Raw genomic sequence first — 25,998 nt, forward strand, 5'->3', positions numbered from 1 at the left:
CAGAACATGAGAATGAAGATCAGCCATCTCACCGAATACCGCTACGACGGACCGACGCAGTTCTCGCTGCAACGGCTGAGGTTGACGCCGCCGACGAGCCCCCATCAGAAAGTCCTCACCTGGGCGCTGAACGTCGAGGGTGCCGTACCCGAGGTCGAGTATGACGACCAGTACGGCAATCACGTCAATCTGGTCTCGCTGGAAGGCGAGCAGGACGTGACGCGCATTCTCGCCGAAGGCGAGGTCGAGACGGAGGACAACAACGGGGTCACCGGCCCGCATACCGGCTTCTGCCCGCTTTGGCTGTTTCTGCGCGACACGCCGCTGACCAAGGGCGGCAAGCTGGTCAAGGAACTGATCAAGGGTGTCGGAGGCGATAACGAGCTTGCCCGCATGCATGCGCTGATGGCGGCAATCCACGAGACGGTCGACTACAAGCCCGGCACCAGCAACACCGAGACGACGGCCGAACAGGCGCTGGAGAAGAAGAGCGGCGTCTGCCAGGACCACGCGCACATTTTCATTGCCGCCGCCCGCGCCCTGCAGGTGCCGGCGCGTTACATCTCGGGCTATCTTATGATGGAAGAGAAGGTCGAGCAGGCGGCGACCCATGCCTGGGCCGAGGCCCATATTCCCGGCCTCGGCTGGGTCGGCTTCGATCCCGCCAACGAGATCTGCCCGGATGCCCGGTACGTCAGGATCGCCTCCGGCCTCTGCTACCGCGACGCCGCGCCGATTTCAGGCATGCGCATCGGTACGCCGGGCGAAACGTTGTCGGTCACCGTGAAGGTAGAAGACGGCGGCCAGATGCAAAGTCAAAGCCAGAGCTGACTGGACACTCCCGAAATCCACCTTATTTCGGGAGGCGTCGCACGTCAAAATTGCCGCCATCTTCTCATTGAACAAGTGCAAAAAAGGCGGGGTGATGCCCCGCCTTTCATCGATTTCCAATCCTGGATCTACGCTGTCAGTGGCTGTCCTTACCGACAGCGTTTCCGCGACATCCCTTGAGGAAGTCGAGGTCCGCACCGGTATCGGCCCCCTCGACATGCTGCTGATGCAGGAAGGCATAGCCTGATTTGGGCAGATCGTGGTTCGGCTGCCATTCGGCGAGCCGCCGCGCCAGTTCTTCCTCGGAAATGTCGAGATGCAGGCGACGGTTCGGCACATCCAGCTCGATCATGTCGCCATTTTTCACGACCGCCAGCGGTCCGCCGACGGCTGCTTCCGGAGAGGTGTGCAGCACGACGGTGCCGTAAGCCGTTCCGGACATGCGCGCGTCGGAAATGCGCACCATGTCGAGGATGCCCTTCTTCAGCACCTTCGGCGGCAGCCCCATGTTGCCGACCTCGGCCATGCCGGGATAACCCTTCGGCCCGCAGTTCTTCATGACCATGATGCAAGTTTCGTCGATGTCGAGATTATCGTCGTTGATCTTGGCCTTGTAGTCGTCGATGTCCTCGAACACCACGGCCCTGCCCCGGTGCACCAGGAGATGCGGCGAGGCGGCCGAAGGCTTCAACACCGCGCCCTTCGGCGCGAGATTGCCGCGCAGCACGACAATGCCGCCCGAAGATGTCAGCGCCTTTTCAGCCGGCAGGATGACGTCCTCGTTCCAGTTGATGACCTCCTTGACCTCGTCCCAGACGGTTTCGCCGGAGACCGTCAGCGCATCCTTGTGCAGAAGACCTGCCTCGCCGAGGCGCTTCAGTACCACCGGCAGGCCGCCCGCATAGAAGAACTCTTCCATCAGGTATTTGCCCGACGGCATCAGGTTGACGATTGTGGGAACGTCGCGGCCGCAGCGGTCCCAGTCATCAAGCGAAAGATCGATGCCGACACGGCCGGCGATGGCGAGCAGGTGGATGACGGCATTGGTCGATCCGCCGATGGCCGCGTTGGTGCGGATGGCGTTCTCGAAAGCCTGCTTCGTCATGATGTCGGAGGGCTTCAGGTCGTCCTTGACCATCTGGACGATCCGCCGGCCGGTGAGCTGCGCCATGACCTTGCGGCGGGAATCAACGCCCGGGATCGCGGCATTACCTGACAGTGCCATGCCGAGCGCCTCGGCCATGGAAGCCATGGTGGACGCGGTGCCCATGGTGTTGCAGGTGCCCGACGAACGGCTCATCGAGGCTTCCGCCTCGAGGAATTCGGCCTGCGTCATCTCGCCGGCCTTCACCATTTCGGAAAACTTCCACAGATGCGTGCCCGAGCCGACGCGTTCGCCACGGAAATAGCCGTTCAGCATCGGTCCGCCGGTGACGACGATCGACGGCAGGTCGCAGGAAGCCGCTCCCATGAGAAGCGACGGCGTGGTCTTGTCGCAGCCGACCAGCAGCACGCAGCCGTCCATCGGCTGGCCGCGGATCGCCTCTTCCACCGCGAGCGCGGCAAGGTTGCGATACATCATCGCGGTCGGGCGGAAGGTGTTTTCCGACGCCGAGAATACCGGCACCTCAAGCGGGAAGCCGCCGGCCTCCCATACGCCCGCCTTCACCTTTTCGGCGAGCTCTCTGAGATGACCGTTGCACGGGGTCATATCCGACCAGGTGTTGAGGATGCCGATCACCGGCCGGCCATCGAACAGGTCGTGCGGATAACCCTGGTTCTTAAGCCAGCCGCGGTGATAAATCACATCGCGGCTCGTGCCGCCGTACCATTCCTGCGACCTCAGCTTGCGCGGCCATTCCGCTTTCTTCTTCATCGTCTCTATCCTTCAGGATGTCGCCGGACCGCCTCGTACGGTCCGGGACATCGCCTTTGTTTCAAGCCAGCGTGTAGGCGGTCTTGACGGTTGTGTAGAATTCGGCGGCGTATTTGCCCTGCTCGCGCGGGCCGTAGGACGAACCTTTGCGGCCGCCGAAGGGAACGTGGAAATCGACGCCTGCCGTCGGCAGGTTGACCATCACCATGCCGGCCTCGGAATTGCGCTTGAAGTGCGTCGCATGTTTCAGGCTGGTCGTGGCGATGCCGGCCGAAAGGCCGAATGGCGTGTCGTTGGCGATGGCGAGCGCCTCGTCGTAATCCTTCGCCCGGATCACCGAGACCACAGGTCCGAAGATCTCCTCGCGCGAAATCCGCATCTGGTTGGTCGCTTCGGTAAACAGCGTCGGCTGCAGGTAGAAGCCGGGCGTGTCGCGCGAGATGACCTCGCCGCCGAAGGCGAGTTTGGCGCCTTCCGACTTGCCGATCTCGATATAGTCGGTATCGGTCTTCAGCTGCCGCTCATCGACGACCGGGCCGATATGGGTGCCGGCCTTCAGCGCGTTGTCGACGACCAGCGTCTTCAGCTTGTCGGTGAGTGCTGCGACGAACTTGTCGTGGATGCCTTCGGTGACGATCAGGCGCGACGACGCCGTGCAGCGCTGGCCTGTGGAGAAGAAGCCGGAATTGGCGGCAGCCTCGACGGCGACGTTGAGGTCGGCATCGTCGAGCACGACCATCGGATTCTTGCCGCCCATTTCCAGCTGAAACTTGCGGTTATGCTCGATGGAGGCGGCGGCGACACGCCGGCCAGTGCCGGTGGAACCGGTGAAGGTGATGCCGTGAACGTCGGGGCTTTCGAGCATGGCCTGGCCGACGACCGAGCCCTTGCCCATGACGAGGTTCAGCACACCCTTCGGCAGGCCGGCGCGGTTGAGGATATCGACGATCGCCCAGGAACAGGCGGGCACCAGTTCGGCCGGCTTGAAGACGATGGTGTTGCCGTAGCAGAGCGCCGGCGCGATCTTCCAGGCGGGAATGGCGATCGGGAAATTCCACGGCGTGATGATGCCGATGACGCCAAGCGCCTCGCGGGTGATCTCGACGCCGATGTTCGGGCGAACCGAGGGGAGGACCTCGCCGGCCAGCCGCAGCGCTTCACCGGCGAAGAATTCAAAAATCTGCGAGGCGCGGATCACTTCCCCGGTGGCTTCCGGCAGCGTCTTGCCTTCCTCGCGGGCGAGCAGCGCGCCGAGCTCGTCCTTGCGCGCCATGATCTCGTCGCCGGTCTTCTTCAGGATGACGTGGCGTTCCCAGATGCCCGAGCGCGACCAGGCCGGGAAGGCGGCCTTGGCGGCGGCAATGGCGTTTCTCGTGTCATCAGCGCTGCCGTCGGCATAGAGGCCGACGACTTCGTTCGTATCCGACGGGTTGATGTTCTTCGTCGCGTTCGAGCCGACCCATTCGCCGGCGATCAGGTTTTGATAAATGGTCATGGGCTTAACAAGCCTCCTTTACCGTTTACGAGCATGATCCGGCCGCCGAATGCGGCCAGGTCTTGAATTCAGAGCTGCCGGACGGCGATCTCTTCCTCGGCGGCCACCTCGAGCGGATTGCGGAGCGGCAGGCCGAATTCGGCGACTTCGATCTCGAAGACGTCGCCCTCTTCGGTCTTGACGCCGTCGGCAAAGGAGAGGGTCGCCGTGCCGAACATATGGACATGAACATCGCCCGGCACACGGAAGAGGCCGTATTTGAAATGGTGATATTCGAGATTGGCGAAGGTGTGCGACATGTTCGCTTCACCGGAGAGGAACGGCTTTTCGAAGATCACCTTGTCGCCGCGCTTGATGCGCGAGGTGCCGCGAATATCGTCCGGTGCGGCGCCGATGCGGATTTCCGGACCATAGGCGGCCGGGCGCAGTTTGGAGTGGGCCAGATAGAGATAGTTGATCCGCTCGGTGACGTGGTCCGAAAACTCGTTCGACAGCGCAAAGCCGATGCGGAACGGCGAGCCGTCCTTGGCGATCACGTAAATGCCAGCCATTTCAGGCTCTTCGCCGCCGTCGAGCGCGAAGGACGGCGAGATCAGCGGGGCGCCGGGGGCTGCCGTGCCATAGCCGTTGCCCTTGTAGAACCATTCGGGCTGCACGCCCTTTTCGCCTGATTTCGGCTTGCCGTTCTCCAGCCCCATCTTGAACATCTTCATCGAGTCCGTCAGGGTTTCCTCGGCGGCTTCGGTGGTCTTCTTATGCATGGAATCGCGCGTTGCCGCCGATCCCAGATGCGTCAGGCCGGTGCCGGTCAGATGCAGGTGGGCGGCATCGGGATGGGTGATCGGCGGGAGGAAGCGGCCCTCCGCATAGGCCTTTTCAAGATCGACGGCATCGCCGTAGCCATGGGCCTCGATGACTGAGGCAAGCGACTTGCCGCCGTCTGCGGCTTCCATCGCCAGCGCATAGACGCTGCCGGCATTGTTGACCGACTTTGCAGCGCCGCCCGGCTCACGCACGGCGACGACGATCTCTCCGTTGGCACCTTTGATCTGGGAAATAAGCACGTCTTCGATCCTTCTCGTTTCGGCGAAGACAGGAAAAAGCTCCGCCTGTCCGGCTCCATCAGGAGCCGGAATCCATCATTCATATGACTGCGAATGCCTGGCTGGCGCTTCGGAAGCGGTCAGCCCTTGTTCTTATTATAGACGTCGAAGAACACGGCGGCGAGGAGCACGGCGCCCTTGACCATCTGCTGCGAGTCGGTGCCGAGACCGTGGATCGACATGCCGTTGTTCATGATGCCCATGATCAGCGCGCCGATGACAGCGCCGGTCACCTTGCCGACGCCGCCCTGGGCGGATGCGCCGCCGATGAAGCAGGCAGCGATGACGTCGAGTTCAAGACCGAAGCCGCCCTTGGCCGTCGCCGAGTTGAGACGCAGGGCAACGATCAGACCGGCCAGTCCGGCGAGCAGACCCATATTGGCAAAGGTCAGGAAGGTCAGCCGCTCGGTGTTGATACCGGAAAGCTTCGTCGCCTTCTCATTGCCGCCCATGGCGTAGATGCGGCGCCCGATCGTCGTGCGGCGGGTAATGAAGGCATAGGCAGCGACCAGGACCAGCATGACCATCAGCACGTTCGGGAAGCCGCGATAGATCGACAGCTGATAGCCGAGCGCCAGAATGGCGAGCGTGACGAGGGCGTTCTGGGCAAGGAAGAAGCCGAGCGGCTCGACGTCGTTGCCATGCTTCTCGTTCGACAGACGCTTGCGCCATGCCAGATAGAAGAGGGCGACGGCGCCGACGACGGTGAGGATGATCGAGGTCGAGTTGATGCCGCCCATATCGAAAGCGTTCGGCAGGAAGCCGATGCTGATCAGCTGGAAGGCCGGCGGGAAAGGACCGATGCTGGTGCCGGTCCCCGAAGCCGTCATCACGAACAGCGTCAGGCCGCGGAAGACCAGCATGCCGGCCAGCGTGACGATGAAGGACGGGATCTTGTGATAAGCGACGAAATAGCCCTGGATGCCGCCGACAAGCGCGCCCATGGCAAGACATACGATACCCGCCAGGACATAATTGGTGTGCCATTGCACCGTCATCACGCCGGCGATCGCGCCGATAAAGCCCACGACCGATCCGACCGAAAGATCGATATGGCCGGCGACGATGACCAGCAGCATGCCGAGCGCCATGATGACGATGAACGAGTTCTGCAGAATGATATTGGTCAGGTTGAGCGGCCTGAAGAGAACGCCACCGGTCGAGAACTGGAAGAACACCATGATCGCGATGAGCGCGATGAACATGCCATATTCGCGGATGTTGCCGCGAACATAGTCTCCGATGGAGACGACACGCCCCTGCTCAGCGATGGGTTGATTGATCGGTGTCATTGCTTCTTCTCCCCTGAGCGCATGATAGCGCGCATGATGGTTTCCTGGCTTGCTTCTCCCTTCGGCAGTTCAGCGACGATGCGTCCTTCGTTCATCACGTAGATGCGGTCACAAGTGCCAAGCAGTTCGGGCATTTCCGACGAGATCATCAGAACGCCCTTTCCATCGGCGGCAAGCTGGTTGATGATAGTATAGATTTCGTATTTTGCGCCAACATCGATGCCGCGCGTCGGCTCGTCGAGGATCAAAACATCGGGATTGGAGAACAGCCATTTCGACAGCACCACCTTTTGCTGGTTGCCGCCGGAAAGATTGACCGTCTCCTGGAAGATGCTGGAGGAGCGGATGCGCAGCTTCGAGCGATAGTCGGTCGCAACCCGCGATTCCTTGACGCTGTCGATGACGGACGCATTCGACACCGCCTTCAAATTGACGAGCGTCGTATTGTGCAGGATCGTGTCGTTGAGCACGAGGCCGAGTTGCTTGCGGTCTTCGGTAACGTAAGCGAGACCCGCGTCGATCGCCCTGCGCACGGTGCTGACATCGACCGGCTTGCCGTGCATCAGCGCCTCGCCCGAGATCTTGTGGCCATAGGCCTTGCCAAACAGGCTCATGGCGAATTCGGTGCGCCCTGCCCCCATCAGGCCGGCGATGCCGACGACCTCGCCCTTCCGGACGGTGATGTTGATATTGTGCAGAACCTGGCGGTCGCGGTGCTGCTGGTGATAGGCGTTCCAGTTCTTCACTTCGAGAATGGTTTCGCCGATCGGCACCGAACGCGGCGGATAGCGGTCTTCGAGATCGCGGCCGACCATGTTGCGGATGATGATGTCTTCGCTGATTTCGTCCGCGTGACAGTCGAGCGTCTTGACAGTCATGCCGTCGCGCAGGACGGTGATCTGGTCGGCGACCTTGCGGATCTCGTTCAGCTTATGGGAAATGATGATCGAGGTGATGCCCTGCTTGCGGAACTCCATCAGCAGGTTGAGCAGAGCGTCGGAATCGCTTTCGTTGAGCGAGGCCGTCGGCTCGTCGAGGATAAGCAGCTTCACGCTCTTCGACAGCGCCTTGGCGATCTCGACCAGCTGCTGCTTGCCGACGCCGATGTCGGTCACCAAAGTGTTCGGAGATTCCTGCAGGCCGACCTTCTTGAGCAGCTGCTTGGTACGGTTGAACGTCTCGTCCCAGCTGATGACGCCGCTCTTGGCATTCTCGTTGCCGAGGAAGATGTTTTCGCCGATCGACAGCAACGGCACGAGCGCCAGTTCCTGGTGGATGATGACGATGCCGATTTCTTCGGAGTCCCTCAGGGCCTTGAAGTTGCGCGTCTCGCCTTCATAGACGATGTCGCCGTCATAACTTCCGGTGGGATAGACGCCTGATAGCACTTTCATCAGGGTCGATTTGCCGGCCCCGTTTTCGCCCACCAATGCGTGGATCTCACCCTGGCGAACCTTGAGGTTCACGTTCTCCAGCGCCTTGACGCCCGGGAACGTCTTGGTGATGCTCCGCATCTCGAGGATGGTATTGTCCATAGTCAAAGTTCCAGCGCCCCCAGCCGTTAAATGGCCGGGTAATCATAAAATCGAAGGCCGGAACCCGCAAGCGCGGGCTCCGGCCTCCTGCTCAAGTTACTTCAGCTTGTCTTCGGTGTAGTAACCGCTGTCGACGAGGATCTGCTTGTAGTTGGTCTTGTCGACGGCAACCGGCTTCAGCAGATAGGACGGAACGACCTTGACGCCGTTATCGTAGGTCTTCGTGTCGTTGACTTCAGGCTCCTTGCCGGACATCACGGCATCGACCATGGCAACGGTGACCTTGGCGAGTTCGCGGGTGTCCTTGAAGATCGTCGAATGCTGTTCGCCAGCAATGATCGACTTGACCGACGGGATTTCAGCGTCCTGACCGGTGACGATCGGCAGCGGCTGGGCCGCAGTACCGTAACCAACGCCCTTCAGCGAGGAAATGATACCGATCGACAGACCGTCATAGGGAGACAGGACGGCATCGACCTTGGCATCGGTGTAGTTAGCCGAGAGCAGGTTGTCCATGCGGGCCTGGGCCGTTGCCGGATCCCAACGCAGCGTGCCGACCTTGTCCATGCCGGTCTGGCCGGACTTCACGACGAGCTTGCCGCTGTCGATGTAGGGCTGCAGGACGGACATTGCGCCATCATAGAAGAAGAAGGCGTTGTTATCGTCCGGCGAACCGCCGAAGAGTTCGATGTTGAACGGGCCCTTGCCATCCTTGAGGCCGAGGCCGTCAACGATGGAGCCAGCCTGCAGAACGCCGACCTGGAAGTTGTCGAACGTTGCGTAGTAGTCGACGTTGCCCGAATCGCGGATCAGACGGTCATAAGCGATGACCTTGATACCGGCGTCGTGTGCCTTCTGGAGAACGTCGGAAAGCGTCGTGCCGTCGATCGAAGCGATGACGAGGACCTTGACGCCCTTGGTCACCATGTTTTCGATCTGCGAAAGCTGGTTCGGAATATCGTCGTCGCCATACTGCAGGTCAGTGCCGTAACCGGCAGCCTGGAGCTGCTTGACGATGTTGTTGCCGTCGTCGATCCAGCGGGCCGAAGCCTTGGTCGGCATCGCGATACCGACAGTGCCCTTGTCCGCGGCGAGCGCCGGTGCAACGAACGAAGCGACGCCGAAGGCAGCCGCAGCCATCAATGAGATAATGGATTTCATTTCTCTCTCCCTTGTTAATAGAGCAGCGGACGAAAAATCGCCCGCCCCGAAACTGTGGCAGGTTCCGTATTGGATAGTTACTTCAGATGGTGAGAAACGAAGTAGGTCTCCTCCACGATCTCACACGTGTTGAGTGCCAACCAGCACACGGCGGCAAACTGGTATGGATTCCTATAACTGTCAAATAGAATAAGTGCTAACGTGCATAACAATTTTGGTATATCGTTAAAAAGTATTACTTTTGATGGAGCGCAGCGAGGAGGCTGCAACCATGACGATTGTTTCCGAGCCATTTTCGATGGACTACGTCGATATCCACAGTGATAATTTCGACGATGACAGCCTTCTACGTGCAGGACTTAAGCTGAATCACCTGCGGATGATCGTCGCAATCGAAGATAGTGGACAGATTTCCGCAGCTGCGGAAGTCCTGAACATCTCGCAGCCCGCCGCGTCGCGCATGTTGTCGGAAATGGAATCAATCACCAAGACATCGCTCTATGAGCGCGTGGCCCGCGGCGTGGTGCTGACAACCTTCGGCGCAGCGCTGGCGCGCAGGGCCCGGAAGATCCTTCTGGAGCTGCGCGAGGCGAGCCGCGAGATCGGCGAGTTGAAAAGCGGCAAGGGCGGCTCGGTCTTCATCGGTTCGGTGACGGCGCCGGCCATGAGCCTCGTCGTGCCGGCGATCAACAAGGTGCGCAAGGCCTATCCCGGCATCGAGATCAACATCCAGGTGGAGACGAGCAACGTGCTTGCCCGCGAGCTGCTCGCCGCCCGCCACGACTTCATCATCGGCCGCATCCCCGACGATCTCAACCCGCGCCTCTTCGAGGTGACGGAGATCGGCATCGAGCGGGCTTGCCTGATCGTGCGCGACCGCCACCCGCTGATGAAGCAGAAGGTGAGCAGCCTTTCCGACGTCCGGGATTATGACTGGGTGTTCCAGCCGCCGGGCACGCTGCTGCGCCGCACGATCGAGGACGTTTTCCTGTCGCGTGGCGTGGCGCTGCCTGAGAACATCGTCAACACCTCTTCGCTGCTGCTGACCTGCGCCATCATCTGCGAGACCGATGCGATTGCTCCGGTCGCCGTCGACGTCGCCCAGTTCCTGGCCAGCCAGAGCTCGAATGCCTCGGATGTGCGCATGCTGCCGATCGATTTCGACATCAACGTCAAGCCTTACAGCATGATCACGGCGAGGGAACGGGCGCTGCCGCCGAGCGCAAGGCTGCTCTACGACATCATCCTCGAGGAGAGCCGCAAGCAGGCCGGCTGACACGCCGGCTGACAAGCCCGCAAGCCCTGCGCCATCTTGCTCTCTTCTAATACCTGCTTCGAAAGGAAGGCGTGATGCTGTTCGGGCAGTCGGTATTTCAATCAGTCCTCGAGCGGCTGAAGGCGGAGGACGAGACGGCCGAAGGCGCCGATGCGCCGGACGCCCATCGCGTCTCCGGCCTCGGCACCGGGTTTGCCTTCGATGTCATGGAGGGCGTCTCGGCTGCCTCGCAGCGCGTCGGCCAGGCCTATTTCGATCATCTGGATCTCGATGCTAGCGCCGGGGTCGTGGAAAAGCCGGCGGCTGCGCCTCCAGCCGAGCCCGCCATGCCGGATCATCTCGCCCGCACGACACCGCACGAGGTTGCCGCCGAACTGGCAATCTCCGCCGCCGATACCCCGCTGACACTGCGCGAGAAGCGCCGCGCCTTCGCCCGGGCCAATCATCCCGATGGCGTCGCGCTGCCCTTCCGCGACAATGCGACGAAGCGGATGATGCTGGCCAACCTGCTGATCGACGAAGCACTGCGCCGAATCGGCCGCTGACTATTCCGCTGGCCCGTCCTTCGAAGGTTTTTCAGCGGTCGCCGCGGGTTCGTCCTCGTCCTCGGCGTCGGGCTGCACGGGCGGCTCGATGACAGGCGGCTGCGGATTGAAGGTCCAGAACAATATATAGAAGGAATAGGCGCCTGCCCCGCCCGCGAGCACGCCCCAGAACGGATCGCCGGTGACGAATTCGACCACGGCCCAGCCGAAGCAGACGGCAATAATGCCAACACGCACCCAAAGATGACGGTATGCCGGATGGTTCGGATCGATGATTTGCATTCCTGCCCCGCGGTCGCATATGTCGCACTGCCTTCGGCCCGTGCTGCGATTGTCTCTAGAACCTTTCCTGATCAGATTAAAGTATTCTCTTGGCTGAAAGGCCGGGCATCTCTACGCCAGGATCAGAGGCTATCGGCTTTACCCCGGGCAAAACCTGCACTCGCGGAAGACGTCAATCCGACCAGGAAGGCTCTGGTTCGAATCTTGCAAATGTGAAAGATCCGCGGGCTTGACGTGGTCCGCAGAAGATGGAATGAAAATTCCAGATTTTTGGCAATTCGGTTTATTTGTTCCGAATTCAAGGGAGGTTAGAATGACAGTGAGATTTGGTCTTCTCGGCGCCGGCCGCATCGGCAAGGTCCATGCAAAGGCCGTCAGCGGCGACGCCAATGCGACGCTCGTCGCGGTCGCCGACGCCTTTCCGCAGGCTGCCGAAGCGATCGCCTCCGCCTATGGCTGCGAAGTCCGCACCATCGAGGCGATCGAAGCCGCCAAGGATATCGACGCCGTCGTCATCTGCACGCCGACGGATACACATGCCGACCTGATCGAACGCTTCGCCCGCGCCGGCAAGGCGATCTTCTGCGAAAAGCCGATCGATCTCGACGTCGCCCGCGTCAAGGCCTGCATCAAGGTGGTGGAAGAGACCGGCGCCAAGCTGATGGTCGGTTTCAACCGCCGCTTCGACCCGCATTTCATGGCAGTGCGCAAGGTCATCGACGACGGCAAGATCGGCGATGTCGAGATGGTGACGATCACCTCGCGCGACCCCGGCGCCCCGCCGGTCGATTATATCAAGCGCTCCGGCGGCATCTTCCGCGACATGACGATCCATGATTTCGACATGGCCCGCTTCCTGCTCGGCGAAGAGCCGGTCTCGGTGCTGGCGACTGCCGCCGTACTCGTCGACAAGGCGATCGGCGAAGCCGGCGACTATGACAGCGTCTCGGTGATCCTGCAGACGAAATCGGGCAAGCAGGCGGTGATCTCCAACTCCCGCCGCGCCACCTACGGCTATGACCAGCGCATCGAAGTGCATGGCGCAAAGGGCATGGCTGCGGCCGAAAACCAGCGCCCTGTTTCGATCGAGGTGGCAAACGGCGACGGCTACACCCGCCCGCCACTGCATGATTTCTTCATGACCCGCTACACCGAAGCCTATGCCAACGAGATCGCAGCCTTCATCGCCGCGATCGAGAAGGGTTCGAAGATCTCGCCGTCTGGCGCCGATGGCCTCGCAGCGCTGGCGCTCGCCGATGCCGCGGTTCAGTCCGTCAAGGAAGGCAAGCTCATCAAGATCGGCTGACGGCCCTCTCCCGACCGGAAGCCATGCATGAGATGGCCGGGCATTTGCCCGGCCATTTCGCGTTTGGTGGCGTTTGACTCTATGTCGGAGAGAGGACACCTGCTCCCCATGCATTTCAGCAACGCGCCCTCATTCCGCGCTCTGTACGCCCGAGAGTACGATATCCTGATCGATCACCGATAGCGCCCGGTTCAGATGGCCTTCGAAGACGAGGATCTGTTCTTCGGGGACCACCCTGATTTCGGGCATGCCCTCCATGCGCACGACATGCGATTGCCCGAGGCCCTCTTCGATCCCCTGGCGCAGCAGGTCGTAATAACGTGTGCCCGGGCCAGTGATGGCGATCGGCATGCGCTCGGTCAGGCTCAGCATGCGCGACAGGCCGTTGCCGAGCGCCAGCCCTGCCTGACGGAAAGCGAAGGCGGAGATGCGGTGACCCTGGCGCGCCTTGGCGGCGATCTTGTCGAGTTCCGCAACCGGCACGAATTTGGCCGGGATGGTATCGAGCGGCACTTCGAAGGCGCTGCGCAGGATGGCGTAAAAACCGGCATAGGCCTCGATGCAGCCGCGTGTGCCGCAGCGGCAGAGGCCGCCATTGGCCATATGCAGCATGTGCCCGAAATTGGGGGCCGAGATCTCCTGGCCCGTCTGGTTGCCGCGCCTGACGATGCCGAGCCCGATGCTGTGGCCGAGCGAAAGGGCGGCGAGCGAGCGGAAATCGGCGCCCTTCATATTCTCCTCACGCGCGCCGAGCGCTGCGGCGACCAGCAGCGTCTCGTTGTCGAGGATCACCTTGGCCTGCCATTCCGGCCGGAGTGCCGATTCGAAATCGATCTGGTCGCTGCCGAAGATCGGTGACCACAGAAGAACCGGCTCGGTGGAGTTGACCAGCCCCTTGCTGCTGATCGAGATCAGCAGCACCTTTTCCTGCGTAATCTTCGAACGATCGAGAAGGCGCGAAAGCCCGGCGCGTACTGCTGCGACGAAGCGCACGGCACCCGCCGGATCGTGCGAACGCTCCTCGCTGAAGCGGTCGATCAGCTTGCCGGCATAATCCACAAGCGAATATTGCACCGCATCCGAGGAGATGATGACGACGATGAGATAGCCGCAATCGCGCCGCTGGCGCAAAAGCACGCGCGGCCGGCCACGCCCGCTTGCCGGCTGCTGCTCGGATTTCTCGATGATCTGGGCTTTTTCCAGGTCAGCGGTGATCGCCGAGATGGTGGCTGAGGAAAGCCCGGTGGAATCGGATATTTCGGTATGGGCGAGCGCGCCGTGGCGGCGCAGCACGGACAGCACGAGCACGCTGTTTCTCTGCCGGACCAGCTCCGTGCTCGACTTGGTCAGCATGAATGCCGCCCTCTCCTCCTGCTTGCTCTTCCCGTGGTTTCCACTGCATCTCCGGTCGCTGTTGCGCAAGCGAATTAAGCCGGTAGTGCAGTGTTGACAGTTGAAAAAATCTCTGACACTAAATTTCTCGACTGTCGAGAAAAAAATCCAAATCTTTCCCGACAGGCTTTTTCGCGGTGGCCGGAGGAAGCATGGGCTGGGCCGGCCGCAACTCACTCGGGAGGACATTATGAAGTCTATTTTCAAATTGATGGCCGGTGCTGCCATCCTCGTTTCCGTACATACCGCTGCCATGGCTGCCGATCTCGTCGTTGGTGTTTCCTGGTCGAATTTCCAGGAAGAGCGCTGGAAGACGGACGAAGCCGCCATCAAGAAGGCTCTCGAAGCCAAGGGCGCCAAGTATATTTCCGCTGACGCGCAGTCTTCTGCCGCAAAGCAGCTCACCGACGTCGAATCGCTGATTTCGCAGGGCGCCAACGCGCTGATCATCCTCGCTCAGGACTCCGACGCGATCGGCCCGGCCATCGAAAAGGCCGCTGCTGAAGGCATTCCGGTCGTCGGCTACGACCGCCTGATCGAAAACCCGGCTGCCTTCTACATCACCTTCGACAACAAGGAAGTCGGCCGCCTGCAGGCTGAAGGCGTCTTCAAGGCCAAGCCGGAAGGCAACTACGTCTTCATCAAGGGCTCGTCTTCCGACCCGAACGCCGACTTCCTGTTCTCGGGCCAACAGGAAGTGCTGAAGGCCGCGATCGATGCCGGCAAGATCAAGAATGTCGGCGAAGCCTATACCGATGGCTGGCTGCCGGAGAACGCCCAGCGCAACATGGAGCAGTTCCTGACCGCCAACAACAACAAGGTTGACGCCGTCGTCGCTTCAAACGACGGCACGGCCGGCGGCGCGATCGCAGCGCTCGACGCGCAGGGTCTTGCCGGCTCCGTTCCGGTTTCCGGCCAGGACGGTGACAAGGCGGCGCTGAACCGCATCGCTCTCGGCACGCAGACGGTTTCCGTCTGGAAGGACAGCCGCGAACTCGGCAAGCGCGCCGCAGAAATCGCTCTCGACCTCGCCGGCGGCAAGGACATGAGCAAGATCGACGGCGCCCAGGCTTTCAAGGGCGGCCCGAAGGGTGTTGAAATGCAGTCGGTCTTCCTGAAGCCGCTGGCGATCACCAAGGACAACCTGAACGTCGTCATCGACGCCGGCTGGATCTCCAAGGCGGAAGCCTGCCAGGGCGTCAAGGCCGACACCGTCGCTGCCTGCAAGTAAGCCGCGGCTGTAATTGAAATTGCCGGCGCCGCAGCGCAACATCGCTGCGGCGCCGGACGCGGATGAGAATTCCAACGACGAAGTTTTCTCCGCCTCGCCGCACCATCGCGGGTTTTCATTCCCTGCCGGAAGGGTGTCGCGACGCCACGCGACCGGTTTCCGCAAGCATCGCGATGGTTAGTTGAAGAACAGACGCATGACGCCGATGGCAGATTCGGGCACGCCGGCGCGTCCGTCCAAACACAGTGGGGGAACGGCAAACCCATGGCCGAAATGGTAAAATCCACAACATCAAGCGGGCCGCGAACGGCGGAAGCCAATCCGGTGACCCGCTTCTTCCGCGCGACCGAGATCGACACACGCCTGCTCGGCATGATCGGCGCGCTCATCATCATCTGGATCGGTTTCCACATCATCACCGGCGGCCTGTTCCTGACCCCGCGCAATCTCTGGAACCTCTCGGTTCAGACGACCGACATCGCCATCATGACGACGGGCATGGTGCTGATCATCGTCACACGCAACATCGACCTCTCGGTCGGTTCCGTGCTCGGCCTCTGCGGCATGATCATGGGTGTCACCCAGGCCAAGATCCTGCCGGAATATATCGGCTTCGACAGCCCCTTCACCTGGGCGATCACGCTGCTGATCGGCATTGCAGCCGGCTTCCTGATCGGCGCCTTCCAGGGCGTCATCATCGCCTTCCTCAACGTTCCCTCCTTCATCGTCACCCTCGGCGGCCTGCTCGTCTGGCGCGGCGCGACCTGGCTCGTCACCAGCGGCCAGACGGTTGCGCCGATGGACCAGACCTTCCGCATCATGGGCGGCGGCGCCGAAGGCTCGATCGGCGCCACCTGGAGCTGGGTCGTCGGTATCGGCGCCTGCCTCTTCGTCATCGCCAGCATCGTCGGCTCGCGCCGGCAGCGCCGTCGCTTCGGCTTTCCGCGCCGGCCGATGTGGGCTGAATATTTCCTCGCCATCCTGAGCTGCGTGCTCATCCTCGGCGCGGTCTCAATCGCCAACAGCTATTACTGGCCAATCAACATCGCCAAGAAATATGCCGAGACCAACAATATTCCCTGGCCCGAGACCGGCCTGGATATTCCATACGGCATCGCCGTGCCGGTGCTGATCGCCATCGTCGTCGGCATCATCATGACCTTCATCGCGACACGCCTTCGCTTCGGCCGCTATGTCTTCGCGATCGGCGGCAACCCCGAAGCGGCGGAACTCGCCGGCATCAAGACCCGCTGGGTCACCGTGAGGATCTTCGCGCTGATGGGCGTTCTGGCCGCTATCGCAGCGGCGATTTCCACCGCCCGCCTCAACGCCGCAACGAACTCGCAGGGCACGCTCGACGAGCTCTACACCATCGCCGCCGCCGTCATCGGCGGAACGTCGCTGGCAGGCGGCACCGGCACCATCGCCGGCGCCATGCTCGGCGCGCTCGTCATGCAGTCGCTGCAGTCGGGCATGGTGCTCGCGCATGTCGACACGCCACTGCAGAGCGTCGTCGTCGGCACCGTCCTTGTCGTGGCGGTCTGGCTCGACACCGTCTACCGCGCCCGTGCCAAGTGAGAGGAGCCCTGGATATGGCTGATCAACGCACTCCCCTCGTGGAACTGAAAAACATCTCGATCGCCTTCGGCGGCATTCACGCCGTGGACAATGCCTCGGTCGATCTCTACCCCGGCGAAGTGGTCGCCCTGCTCGGCCATAACGGCGCCGGCAAATCGACGCTCATCAAGATCCTCTCCGGCGCCTACAAGCGCGATGGCGGCGAGATCCTGATCAACGGCGAGCCGGCCGACATCCGCAATCCGCGCGATGCCAAGAAATACGGGATCGAGACGATCTACCAGACGCTCGCCGTCGCCGACAATGTCGACGCCGCCGCCAACCTCTATCTCGGCCGCGAGCTGAAGACCCGCTGGGGCACGCTCGACGACGTGGCGATGGAGGCCTCGGCCCGCGAGGTGATGGGGCGGCTCAACCCCAACTTCAAGCGCTTCAAGGAACCGGTGAAGGCGCTCTCGGGCGGCCAGCGGCAATCGGTGGCAATTGCGCGCGCCATCCTCTTCAACGCCCGCATCCTGATCATGGACGAGCCGACGGCGGCACTCGGGCCCCAGGAGACGGCGCAGGTCGGCGAGCTGATCAAGCAGCTGAAGAAGGAAGGCATCGGTATCTTCCTCATCAGCCACGACATCCACGACGTCTTCGACCTCGCTGACCGCGTCTCGGTGATGAAGAACGGCCAGGTGGTGGGCCACGCCCGCACCGAGGATGTGACCAAGGACGAGGTCCTCGGCATGATCATCCTCGGCAAGGTGCCGCCAAAGGCCATTCCCGGCCCCGGCGCCATGCAGATCTGACCGCCATAAGGCGACAGTCCACAACAATCACGCTCCGCCGCCCGCAAGGACGGCGGAGTTTTTTTATCTGGCGTTCCCCAGGCTGACGGATAAAAACACCCATCAAACTGCAAGCATCGGTATTTCCGAGAATTTCGCGATTGAAGCCAGCCGCAAGCTAGGCTAAGAACCACCCATCGGACAGGCGATTCAAACCGCCTTCGGCATGCACCCGTAGCTCAGCTGGATAGAGTGTTGGATTCCGATTCCAAAGGTCACAGGTTCGAATCCTGTCGGGTGCGCCACTCTTAAATTTTATGAAATAAAATTAATAAGTTAGTAAAAATTGATTGCACTGCCCTAGTTTACGCCAGAATACGCTGGTTTGCTACAAATGCCGCGATACCTCTGCGACTCTGGGTGCGATGACGTTTTGGGCGTCGGATCGGCGCTCGACTAGATGAAAACCTTCGCGCCGTTTTTCTGCAGTGGCAGGTCAAGTGACGGCAAGGCGTTGCCCAGCCATGCACGAATGTGTTTTAGCGCGACACCTACCCCAACGTTGACCGGTCGAATATGTCGTCACCTTGTTCAAATGCCGGATCCTTGAAGATCGAGGCGCGTGGACTGATACCGAGACAACGTCGCTCGGATACTTCAACACGAGATGACATGCCGCCGCTCGCCTTGCCCTGCCCTGTTTCGGCGCTGTTTTCGTAGTGAACAAGAAGTATGGTCTGCGGCTGACGCGAATGTGTTAGCGGTGACCTATCCAGGTGTTTCGGATTTTGCAGCAGCCTGCTGCAAAAATGGGGGCAAGGCGATGCGGGCGATTCGACAGACAAGGCACGAGCTTTGGCAAGTCTCAGCGCCAAGTCAACCCGCGCTTCCTAACGCGCCCGCAACCGACAGGGCAACGAGTTGCGCTATAGAGCGTGCGTCAAAGCCCTTTTCAATCGCTCTACACGGTGCTCAATGGTTCGATGAGAAAATCCGAGCTGCTGCCCGATCTCTTTTCCGGAATACCCCTCAACAGCAACTGAACAATCGCGCGATCAACGTCATCAATGTCAGGTCTTGATTGGACGCGGTCTTGTCGCTCCCGCAAACCGTTCCATTTCACCGCAGAATTTCAATTGAATTCTGGATTGTGTTCAACTGCTGCATGTTCACGCCAGGGTTAGCCTTTTTGTAATCGTCCAGAATGGTTTTATATTTTGAAACCTGTTCTGCGTTCACGGGATTAGTCGTATTCTCGATCGATCCTCTGATGATAGCGTCCACCACCTGTGTTGGCGTACCGTCGCGCATGATGACTTTATCCGAGTACGTCGTGAATTTCTCGTCCGTCCGAGCGAGGACCCTTGCCGCAGCGGCTTGTACCGCAGCAGGCTTGTTCGCGTCGAGAAAGAAGTCTTGGCGAATAGTAGCCTGATAATCAGGTAACGGACCGAGATAGGAAACCGCTTGCTCCTGCGCGGCCACGTTTTCACTGCTTAGGTACTTTTCCACATACGAGGCAGCGACGCCGGGATCTGCCAAGGTAAAGTAGCCAACCGCATCTGCATCGCTTATAACGCCCTCATCATTCTTCTTTTGGATTTCACTCAGCATACCACTGTCTCCGAGGCTGGCGCCGGTTTCAGCGGCAAAACTCCGAGCCGCCGCGGTGCCGCTCGCAACCACCTGCTTGAGAATATCCATAGTTGAAGTGAACTGCTCGTGCATCGCGTGGTCACCACCGGCAGAGTGGTTCATCATAACCACCGAGCCAATCAAAATTTTGGTTGCTTCCAACTGAAGGGGTTCAGATTCATCTAGCGCAACCGACTTTGCTGTAGGCAGGACGACGTAGGGAAAGCGCTGTTGTAGTTCAGCCAAGTGGGCAGCTCGGACTTCACCAGCTAGTTTTTTGTCTTGGATTTGGCCAACCAAGGCAGTTATCTCAGCCTTTTGTGCGTCATACTTGGGCTGCAATTCAGATGGCACATTTTCGAAACTGACCTGCTGAGCAAGCGAAGGAGAGGTCAACAGGGAAACTAGCCAGATAGCTGATAAGAGTTTCCTATTCATCATTGCACCTGTTCCAAAACCTCGGACGGCTTACCGCCCTGATAGGCCATGTCATCATAGCAGAACCCGAGTTCAGGCCCGCCGCGGACACCCATGTAGTCTATCATTTTGGCGGGAGTAGGGAAATCAATCCCTGACAATGGAAGACCGGGCGCTGCGGGAAAAGAGAAGCGATAGGGTAGCCAGTCATCATCCGGCACGCCGGGTGTTCCCCAATCCCCCTGTTTATGACCCCAAGGCCACATCTCGTCTTCAGCGAACAACCCCTCCTTCATTTTGTTCTGAACCGAACCAGGGTAGCGACCTTCCGGCGTGTATGACTTCTCACTCGCGCTGTCGAACCTGTCGCGAGCTTGTTGCCAGTGAGCCCAACCGCGGTCAACGTTGGCATGCAGTAAGAAAAATAATGGATCCTTTGGTGAGGCACCTCCCCCCAACCAGCCAAGGATGAAACCGTGAGCCGAATTATGATAGTTCATTTCGAACGTGTCCGTGGTTTCACGGAAAATATTTGGGCAGTTTGCACTTGTGCATGCAAGCGCCCCTAAGACCCCTGGATTCATTGGAGCCTGGACGCTTGCAGATTTTGCTCGTGTCAAAAGTTGGCCAGGTGGTGCTGACCAGCCCCTAATCGGGTTCGTTGAAGCAAGTTCGACCTCGTTTGTCCCCGGTACCTTCGCGCCAAGGAATTCAGCACTGAAAAGTTGAGGCGCAGGAGCGTCAAACTTCCAGTAGGGAAGCGCTACGGTCTGATCAATTGCCTGCAGTTCTCGCTCGAAGTTCAACAGAAACGCGCGATGCCATGGGAGGAAATTGCTGGGATTGGCTCCGAAACCAGAATGTATTCCTTTCGAGAAGGCATCTTCATGCGTGGTGTAGAAGTCTTCAAAACGTGTCGGCCGCGCCAACCCTGGCACCTTCTTCCATTGAGCGAGTACAGACAAAAAGTTGTTCCGCTCTTTCGGCGACAACTGCTCAGCATCCTTTCGGACTCGCACCATCGTCATCGTCTGACCAATCGCGGATCCGTCACCCAATTCCGCCCGAACGGCAATATCCTTCTCTCCGTCTGAGGCTTTGAGACCAAATAGATTGAATTCTACCCAGCTGCCATCACCTTTCAATACGATTGGCAGTTCCTTTTTCGGTGCAAAAGTTGAGGGAGTTACGGCAACGTCGCTCTCCATGAAGCCCACAACACCGGCGGAAGGACCGATCGCTCCGCTCCGCAGGGTTACAGGGACATCCATTGGCCCAGGCTGCGCCAGTTTCACTCTTGCAGCGACAGGCGACCAGCAAAGAAAGTCATCCTCACCTTGCGGGCTATCCCTTATTTCGATCAGGGCAATTGTCTGCGCCACAGTATTTTGAGGCAAACCGGTAAATGCCAAAAAACCTAAGAAAATCAATGCGAAAAACTTTTCTGGCTTTTGCATCGTGTCACTCACAGCTGAAGGGTTTCACCTACTGGTCAGTTTGGGGCATTAGACGGAACGAGCACCTCGAATGTCTCGTCGTCTGTATCGTTGCCCTGTTTCGGTTTGTACTTTTCGGCAACGGCCTTACCTGTGACCGGAGCTGCATTTGAAACGAATGAAAACGAATACGTGTTGCCCCAGCGCAAGGCGTTCGCGGCGTTGTTGTCGGTGAAAGTCTGAGTAGCCCAAACAAAGTCTTGCGCGTTCTGCGTTCCGGTCCATGGCGCCTTATCCCAAGGTTCGCCACGAGCGATGGCCGCCGAAAATGACGCGTCCCTCACATTAGTCGTACCTTCTACTTTGAATGATCGGAGCCCCCGATCGCTGTTCATGTTGTAAACGGCATAATCGTAGCGAAACCCACCCTCTTTAAGTGGTGTCGCCTTCGAAGCAGCTATCAGCGTAACAGGGGCGCCGCCCTCACTGCTCAATCGTTCGCTGAGTAAAGCACCCTGCCACGCTGCCAACGCTGGTTGACCTCGCATCTGCGGTCCGAGATATCTTGCGACGAATTGTGGGGAGCCATCGTGAGGAGCAAACTCCCGATAGGTCATATTATTTCGAGCGTTGCCAGCGGCCGCGTCATCGGCGGTAATGTACTGCGCTTCAAGGAAGTAGCGAGCACCAGGATCGGAAAGCGTAACCGCGTCCACCACCATGATTTTTTCATCATCGAGAATAGTCGGGCTTCCTGGCGAAGGGCTTGTTGCGTCGCTGCTGTCGAAAATACCGGTCGACGGGTTGATCCGACTACGCGGTCCCAGAAACTGAGGGTCAGAATTGAGATAGTCGCCGTAGAGATCAGAACATCCCGGTCCAAGAGCGTTACCAGCATCAGCAGGAACGCACGCGGGGACACCAGCCACGTCCGCGCAATCCTCTTGATTGGTGGCAAAGAACCCGTGCTTTACCCAAGTCGCGGCTAATTGCCGAAATTGCCCATCTTTTTCCTTGTACATATTGAGAGAAATCACTGGATGGTTCGCGTCTGGCAACGCCATCCAATTGAGGTCTTTATCTCCAGCGTTACAAGAATTTGTGCCTGCTGTGATTGCCAGTTCGCCAGTCGGCAACACAGCAAATTGCCGACCGCCGTCGATGAACCCTACGATCACGTCCGGTCCTGCAATGGCATCACCTCCAGTGCCAAGAACAAGCGCAGAAGCGCCGATTATCAATCCGTACCTCATGGTCCCCTCCTATGGATTACTGGCGAAGTAGGAATTCGATGATAAGTGCTCGGGTATCTGCCCTCGGTACCCGGATAGGCATTTTGTTGGTGATTGGTGCAGGCGCATGTTGACCAAGAAACAGCAGCGGTCTTTCAAGGAAAACATCCAAATTCGTACTGTCCCAAATAACGCCGTTCTGCCCTGCCTCGACGTAGGACTTTGACGAGGCGAACCCAGCAACAGTACCGGCGGTCCGACCAACGATTCCGTGCAGAGACGGACCAAATTTATGCGTGCCATCTTCAAGTGAATGGCAGGCGGAACAGTTGTTCAAAAAGGCAGTTTCGTCTGCGTCTTGGGCATGTAAATCCGACAGGGGCATAGACGTGGAAATGAAAAATGAGGCCACCGCGACGCGGACGAGCGCCCGTATGCTATTGGAGTTTTGCATGCCGACAAATCTCCTTTGCCGCCAACACTTATAGTTGCGCTACACAGAAGCGACACTCTACCATATAGCGAAACAAATGCAATTCATGACTGATTGATAATTTAGCATAAAACAGCCTTGCGTGGTGCACACCGCACTCAGGCGCCGAAAGTGAGGTTCGCTTACTCGCCGCATTTCTAACGCACATTTCTCGGTCAACACGCGCCTCACCCATCTTCTAGGCGAGACCTACCGCTCGAGCGAAGTTGCACTGAACGAACTGGTCGATAACGCCTGGGATGCGGACGCGACTAATGTCTGGACAACACTTCCTACGATGATCACGGGCGAAGTGACCTTGCCCCCAAGTTTTATCCAGTTTTGAGTTCGCTCCAGCGGTTTTGGATTGCTGTATTCGGGACGGTAGCGGCGGGTTGCGGTGCGGAGCCATTCCGGCTGCGCAGCACCGCATCACGTCGCGGATTGATGGTCTGAGCGAACTCGGCAGGTGTCAGCCAGCCGAGTCCAGAGTGTGGTCGATGATCGTTGTAATCGCTGCGCCAGTTTGAAAGCGCTGATCGAGCATGGGTCAGTGACGAGAAGAGAGTTTCATTCAGGAACTCATCTCGCAGCCGCCCATTGAAGCTCTCGATGAAGGCATTCTGAATCGGTTTGCCTGGTGCGATGTAGTGCCATTCCACTTTGGTCCGATCCGTCCATTGCAGGATCGCGTTGCTTGTGAACTCGCTGCCATTGTCGCAGACGATCATCTTCGGCTTGCCTCGCCCCTCGATGATCCGGTCCAGCTCACGGGCAACCCGCAGGCCGGAAAGGGACGTATCGGCGACGAGGCCCAGGCATTCCCTAGTGCAATCGTCGACGACCGTAAGCACCCGGAACCTGCGACCATCGGTGAGTTGGTCCGACACGAAGTCCAGTGACCAGCGATCATTGGCGGCAAGCGGGATCAGCATCGGTGCTCGTGTGCCTATCGCTCGTTTCCGACCGCCACGCTTTCGCACCGTCAGCTTCTCTTCCCGATAGAGCCGGAAGAGCCGCTTGTGGTTCACGAGGTGGCCTTCGCGTCTGAGCAGCACACGAAGGCGTCGACATCCAAAGCGGCGGCGTTCATGCGCCAGCGCCTTCATCCGCTCGCGAAGGTCATGGTCGTCGCTGCGCCTGGTTTTGTAACGGATCGTCATCCGGCATAAGCCGATGGCTTTACACGCCCGCCGTTCGCTCATCTGGTGGTGATCCATCAGATGAGCGACAGCTTTCCGCCTTGCTGCGGGCGTCACCACTTCTTTCCCAAAAGGTCTTTCAAAGCCGCATTGTCCAGCATCGCATCTGCCAGGAGCCGTTTCAGCTTCGTGTTCTCGTCTTCCAGCGTCTTCAGACGCTTGGCTTCGGATACGTCCATGCCGCCGAATTTGGCCTTCCATTTATAAATGCTGGCATCGCTGACGCCGTGCTTGCGGCAAAGCTCTGAGACCGGCGTGCCAGCCTCGTGCTCCTTCAGAATGCCGATGATCTGTTCGTCTGTGAAACGATTGCGCTTCATTCCCTGGTCCTCTCAATGGGCCAGAGCTTACTTCAAAATGGATTATTTCAACGGGGCAAGGTCAGCGCCGCAATGCCCCGCAAACACCGCCATCGCCCACGAAGCGCCAGAAAATGCTCGCCAGACAAATCCAAATCGGAGTGTGAGATATCAGGGCTAGCAGCGAATCTGAAGCGGTGAAGGTAGTAAACCATTGGGCACTGAGCTGGCTCACCCGTCGTATGCTTCAACGCGTATTGTCGTTCACCGTATCCTGCAAGCGTTTCAGAGTCGCATCATTGGGTATCGTTCCGCGCGTCGAGGTCGTTGGCGCTCGGTTTGGCGAGGTCCCCTGACTTTCGCATTTATAAGTTTCGTCAAAAAGCTTTTCCCCCGTATAACCTTTAGCCGTCATCTCAGCCGCGCAATCTCTTCGCTCGGGTACTTTCGGCTGCGCTGCCAATGGGGCTGCGAAAGTGCAGATTAAAACAAGACAGGCCGCATTAAGTACAAACGTCTGATATTTCACGCCACTCTCCACAAGCATGTTGACGTGTTAAAGTTTCTATTTACTATAATCCAAAGTTGTAAGAGGGGCAAACACAAATGAATTCGAAAGTGGTGGTGGCGTTATTTTGCGCGACCGCGACGGCTGTTTGTGGCTGCGCGGAACTACCGCATAAGCGGGGCGACAAAGAATTTCCGCGAGCCAAGGTCATGGCTCGAATAAAGTGCGAGTTGGCAGATGCCGTAACATCTGTTGCGGCGAAACAGGCCAGCTCAAACTACAAAAGCACAATGCTATATTTCAATATGCCAAAGTACGTGGCGACAATCGTCTTGCACGATCAGTCTGACGCGGCAGAGGCAGCGATCTTTGGCGGCAGCAGACAGTCCGCAAAAGACCCATATTACCGGAAATTCAACGGCGGTGCTTCTGACTTTCCCGGCCTTGGTTTCACAGGAAGCCAAGAGCAATACAACGAGGCGGCCCGAACGGTCTCCTTCAAAGATATTATTAGTGAGCCAGTTCAGGTCGATCAGACATATGGTTTGGTCAAGGGTGATCTTTACAAAGCCTGTCGCGCTTCTGGATATACCGCAAACTCACGCGAAGGCACAGTGGGCGTAGGGCAGCCATTGGGGATTGCGGAGAGACTTGGGCAAATCCTCGAAGACACAAAACTCGCGCCGTCTTACGTTCAATATCAGAAAATGCATTTTGAATTCACGGCTACGATAGGTGCAGGCGGCACTATTTCCTTTTCGCATGCGCTCAGGGAAGAGACCTTGGGCATTGGTGGCAACAACTCCTTCCATGAGGAAGTGGATATAGCTATCACCGAAAATGCGGGGGGCTAAAAGTAAAGAGTTTGAAGCGCTGACACCTTCGCCGCCGGCTACGACCTGCATTTCTATGCTGGCGTCGATATCGGTAGCGCCGGTGCCGAGCCCGTCGGGAAGATGCGGCAATCTGCTGACAGCGCGGAGATCATGTGAACGGCGACTTTGATGCAGCGTACGGGATGCCGGTCAGCGGTACGCGTGCTCGTTAGCAACTCGCGGCAACAACGAAACGTAACCCATACAACCAAACGCACGAACATCCCTCTTCTAAAGGCGTTG

At 59.1% G+C, this 25,998-nt stretch carries 22 protein-coding genes and 1 tRNA gene; 9 read left to right on the forward strand and 14 right to left on the reverse strand.

Annotated features, from left to right (window positions below):
* The first annotated feature begins 6 nt into the window (after positions 1-6).
* On the forward strand, positions 7-831 hold the full coding sequence (locus NE851_RS27535; RefSeq protein ID WP_063474461.1) for a transglutaminase family protein: 825 nt from the start codon (positions 7-9) through the stop codon (positions 829-831).
* A gap of 136 nt (positions 832-967) precedes the next feature.
* Here the strand turns inward: NE851_RS27535 and araD are convergent, their stop codons facing one another.
* The 6 genes from araD to chvE form a co-directional block, all read right to left on the reverse strand.
* Positions 968-2,707, reverse strand: coding sequence for an L-arabinonate dehydratase (gene araD, locus NE851_RS27540; protein ID WP_047611438.1), 1,740 nt, complete (start codon positions 2,705-2,707; stop codon positions 968-970).
* A 61-nt stretch (positions 2,708-2,768) separates the two neighbouring features.
* Positions 2,769-4,202: an aldehyde dehydrogenase family protein gene (locus tag NE851_RS27545; RefSeq protein WP_047614342.1), complete on the reverse strand. Its 1,434-nt coding sequence runs from the start codon at positions 4,200-4,202 to the stop codon at positions 2,769-2,771.
* Positions 4,203-4,270: 68 nt separating this feature from the next.
* Positions 4,271-5,266, reverse strand: a complete 996-nt coding sequence (gene araD1, locus NE851_RS27550) for an AraD1 family protein (protein WP_047614344.1) — start codon at positions 5,264-5,266, stop codon at positions 4,271-4,273.
* A gap of 119 nt (positions 5,267-5,385) precedes the next feature.
* A complete protein-coding gene (mmsB, locus tag NE851_RS27555; RefSeq protein WP_047614346.1) occupies positions 5,386-6,597 on the reverse strand; it encodes a multiple monosaccharide ABC transporter permease in 1,212 nt (403 codons plus the stop codon).
* The gene (mmsA, locus tag NE851_RS27560; protein WP_047611458.1) at positions 6,594-8,132 is read right to left on the reverse strand and encodes a multiple monosaccharide ABC transporter ATP-binding protein; all 1,539 of its coding nucleotides are present in this window, start codon (positions 8,130-8,132) and stop codon (positions 6,594-6,596) included. Before mmsA ends, mmsB begins: the two co-directional genes overlap by 4 nt.
* Positions 8,133-8,228: 96 nt before the next feature.
* Entirely contained in the window at positions 8,229-9,293 is a 1,065-nt protein-coding gene (chvE, locus tag NE851_RS27565) for a multiple monosaccharide ABC transporter substrate-binding protein (RefSeq protein ID WP_047611463.1), read from the reverse strand.
* Positions 9,294-9,564: 271 nt separating this feature from the next.
* Between chvE and NE851_RS27570 the strand changes: the two genes are divergently transcribed.
* Both NE851_RS27570 and NE851_RS27575 read left to right on the forward strand, forming a co-directional pair.
* Positions 9,565-10,569 carry a LysR family transcriptional regulator gene (locus NE851_RS27570; RefSeq protein ID WP_047611800.1) on the forward strand — a complete coding sequence of 335 codons (1,005 nt, stop codon included), beginning with the start codon at positions 9,565-9,567 and terminating at the stop codon, positions 10,567-10,569.
* A 74-nt stretch (positions 10,570-10,643) separates the two neighbouring features.
* Complete coding sequence (locus NE851_RS27575; protein ID WP_047611464.1) at positions 10,644-11,114, forward strand: hypothetical protein; 471 nt, start codon at positions 10,644-10,646, stop codon at positions 11,112-11,114.
* Here NE851_RS27575 and NE851_RS27580 read toward each other — a convergent pair whose 3' ends face one another.
* Positions 11,115-11,396, reverse strand: coding sequence for a hypothetical protein (locus NE851_RS27580; RefSeq protein ID WP_047611465.1), 282 nt, complete (start codon positions 11,394-11,396; stop codon positions 11,115-11,117).
* A 313-nt stretch (positions 11,397-11,709) separates the two neighbouring features.
* Between NE851_RS27580 and iolG the strand changes: the two genes are divergently transcribed.
* Complete coding sequence (iolG, locus tag NE851_RS27585; protein WP_047614355.1) at positions 11,710-12,702, forward strand: inositol 2-dehydrogenase; 993 nt, start codon at positions 11,710-11,712, stop codon at positions 12,700-12,702.
* Between the two features lie 129 nt (positions 12,703-12,831).
* On the opposite strand, the gene NE851_RS27590 is transcribed toward iolG, so the two are convergent.
* Entirely contained in the window at positions 12,832-14,055 is a 1,224-nt protein-coding gene (locus NE851_RS27590; RefSeq protein ID WP_097542038.1) for an ROK family transcriptional regulator, read from the reverse strand.
* A gap of 229 nt (positions 14,056-14,284) precedes the next feature.
* Here NE851_RS27590 and xylF point away from each other — a divergent pair, with 229 nt between their 5' ends.
* The 4 genes from xylF (at position 14,285) to NE851_RS27610 (ending at position 17,984) form a co-directional block, all read left to right on the forward strand.
* Positions 14,285-15,325 (forward strand): D-xylose ABC transporter substrate-binding protein, encoded by a 1,041-nt coding sequence (gene xylF, locus NE851_RS27595; protein ID WP_047614359.1) that lies wholly within the window; start codon positions 14,285-14,287, stop codon positions 15,323-15,325.
* 264 nt (positions 15,326-15,589) lie between these two features.
* Entirely contained in the window at positions 15,590-16,903 is a 1,314-nt protein-coding gene (locus NE851_RS27600) for a sugar ABC transporter permease (protein WP_254959213.1), read from the forward strand.
* 14 nt (positions 16,904-16,917) lie between these two features.
* Complete coding sequence (locus NE851_RS27605) at positions 16,918-17,700, forward strand: ATP-binding cassette domain-containing protein (protein WP_047611477.1); 783 nt, start codon at positions 16,918-16,920, stop codon at positions 17,698-17,700.
* Positions 17,701-17,907: 207 nt separating this feature from the next.
* Positions 17,908-17,984, forward strand: a tRNA-Arg gene (locus tag NE851_RS27610).
* A gap of 814 nt (positions 17,985-18,798) precedes the next feature.
* On the opposite strand, the gene NE851_RS27615 is transcribed toward NE851_RS27610, so the two are convergent.
* The 6 genes from NE851_RS27615 to NE851_RS27640 all read right to left on the reverse strand — a co-directional run bounded on the left by NE851_RS27615 (position 18,799) and on the right by NE851_RS27640 (position 24,901).
* Positions 18,799-19,755, reverse strand: a complete 957-nt coding sequence (locus NE851_RS27615; RefSeq protein WP_254959215.1) for a hypothetical protein — start codon at positions 19,753-19,755, stop codon at positions 18,799-18,801.
* Positions 19,752-21,188 carry a tyrosinase family protein gene (locus tag NE851_RS27620; protein ID WP_254959217.1) on the reverse strand — a complete coding sequence of 479 codons (1,437 nt, stop codon included), beginning with the start codon at positions 21,186-21,188 and terminating at the stop codon, positions 19,752-19,754. The genes NE851_RS27615 and NE851_RS27620 overlap by 4 nt, the downstream gene beginning before the upstream one ends.
* 35 nt (positions 21,189-21,223) lie before the next feature.
* A complete protein-coding gene (locus NE851_RS27625) occupies positions 21,224-22,420 on the reverse strand; it encodes a hypothetical protein (RefSeq protein ID WP_254959219.1) in 1,197 nt (398 codons plus the stop codon).
* Positions 22,421-22,436: 16 nt separating this feature from the next.
* Positions 22,437-22,853 (reverse strand): c-type cytochrome, encoded by a 417-nt coding sequence (locus NE851_RS27630; RefSeq protein WP_254959221.1) that lies wholly within the window; start codon positions 22,851-22,853, stop codon positions 22,437-22,439.
* Between the two features lie 350 nt (positions 22,854-23,203).
* Positions 23,204-24,393 (reverse strand): IS3 family transposase gene (locus tag NE851_RS27635; protein WP_254959223.1). Its coding sequence is split into 2 segments (ribosomal slippage): positions 23,204-24,144 and positions 24,144-24,393, totalling 1,191 coding nucleotides; the frame shifts between segments, so codons are not numbered across the junction.
* A gap of 226 nt (positions 24,394-24,619) precedes the next feature.
* A complete protein-coding gene (locus NE851_RS27640) occupies positions 24,620-24,901 on the reverse strand; it encodes a hypothetical protein (RefSeq protein WP_254959226.1) in 282 nt (93 codons plus the stop codon).
* 77 nt (positions 24,902-24,978) lie between these two features.
* Here NE851_RS27640 and NE851_RS27645 point away from each other — a divergent pair, with 77 nt between their 5' ends.
* Positions 24,979-25,734: a hypothetical protein gene (locus NE851_RS27645; protein WP_254959228.1), complete on the forward strand. Its 756-nt coding sequence runs from the start codon at positions 24,979-24,981 to the stop codon at positions 25,732-25,734.
* Positions 25,735-25,998: the final 264 nt, after the last annotated feature.

The organism is Rhizobium anhuiense bv. trifolii (assembly GCF_024346605.1).
Classification (GTDB): domain Bacteria; phylum Pseudomonadota; class Alphaproteobacteria; order Rhizobiales; family Rhizobiaceae; genus Rhizobium; species Rhizobium anhuiense.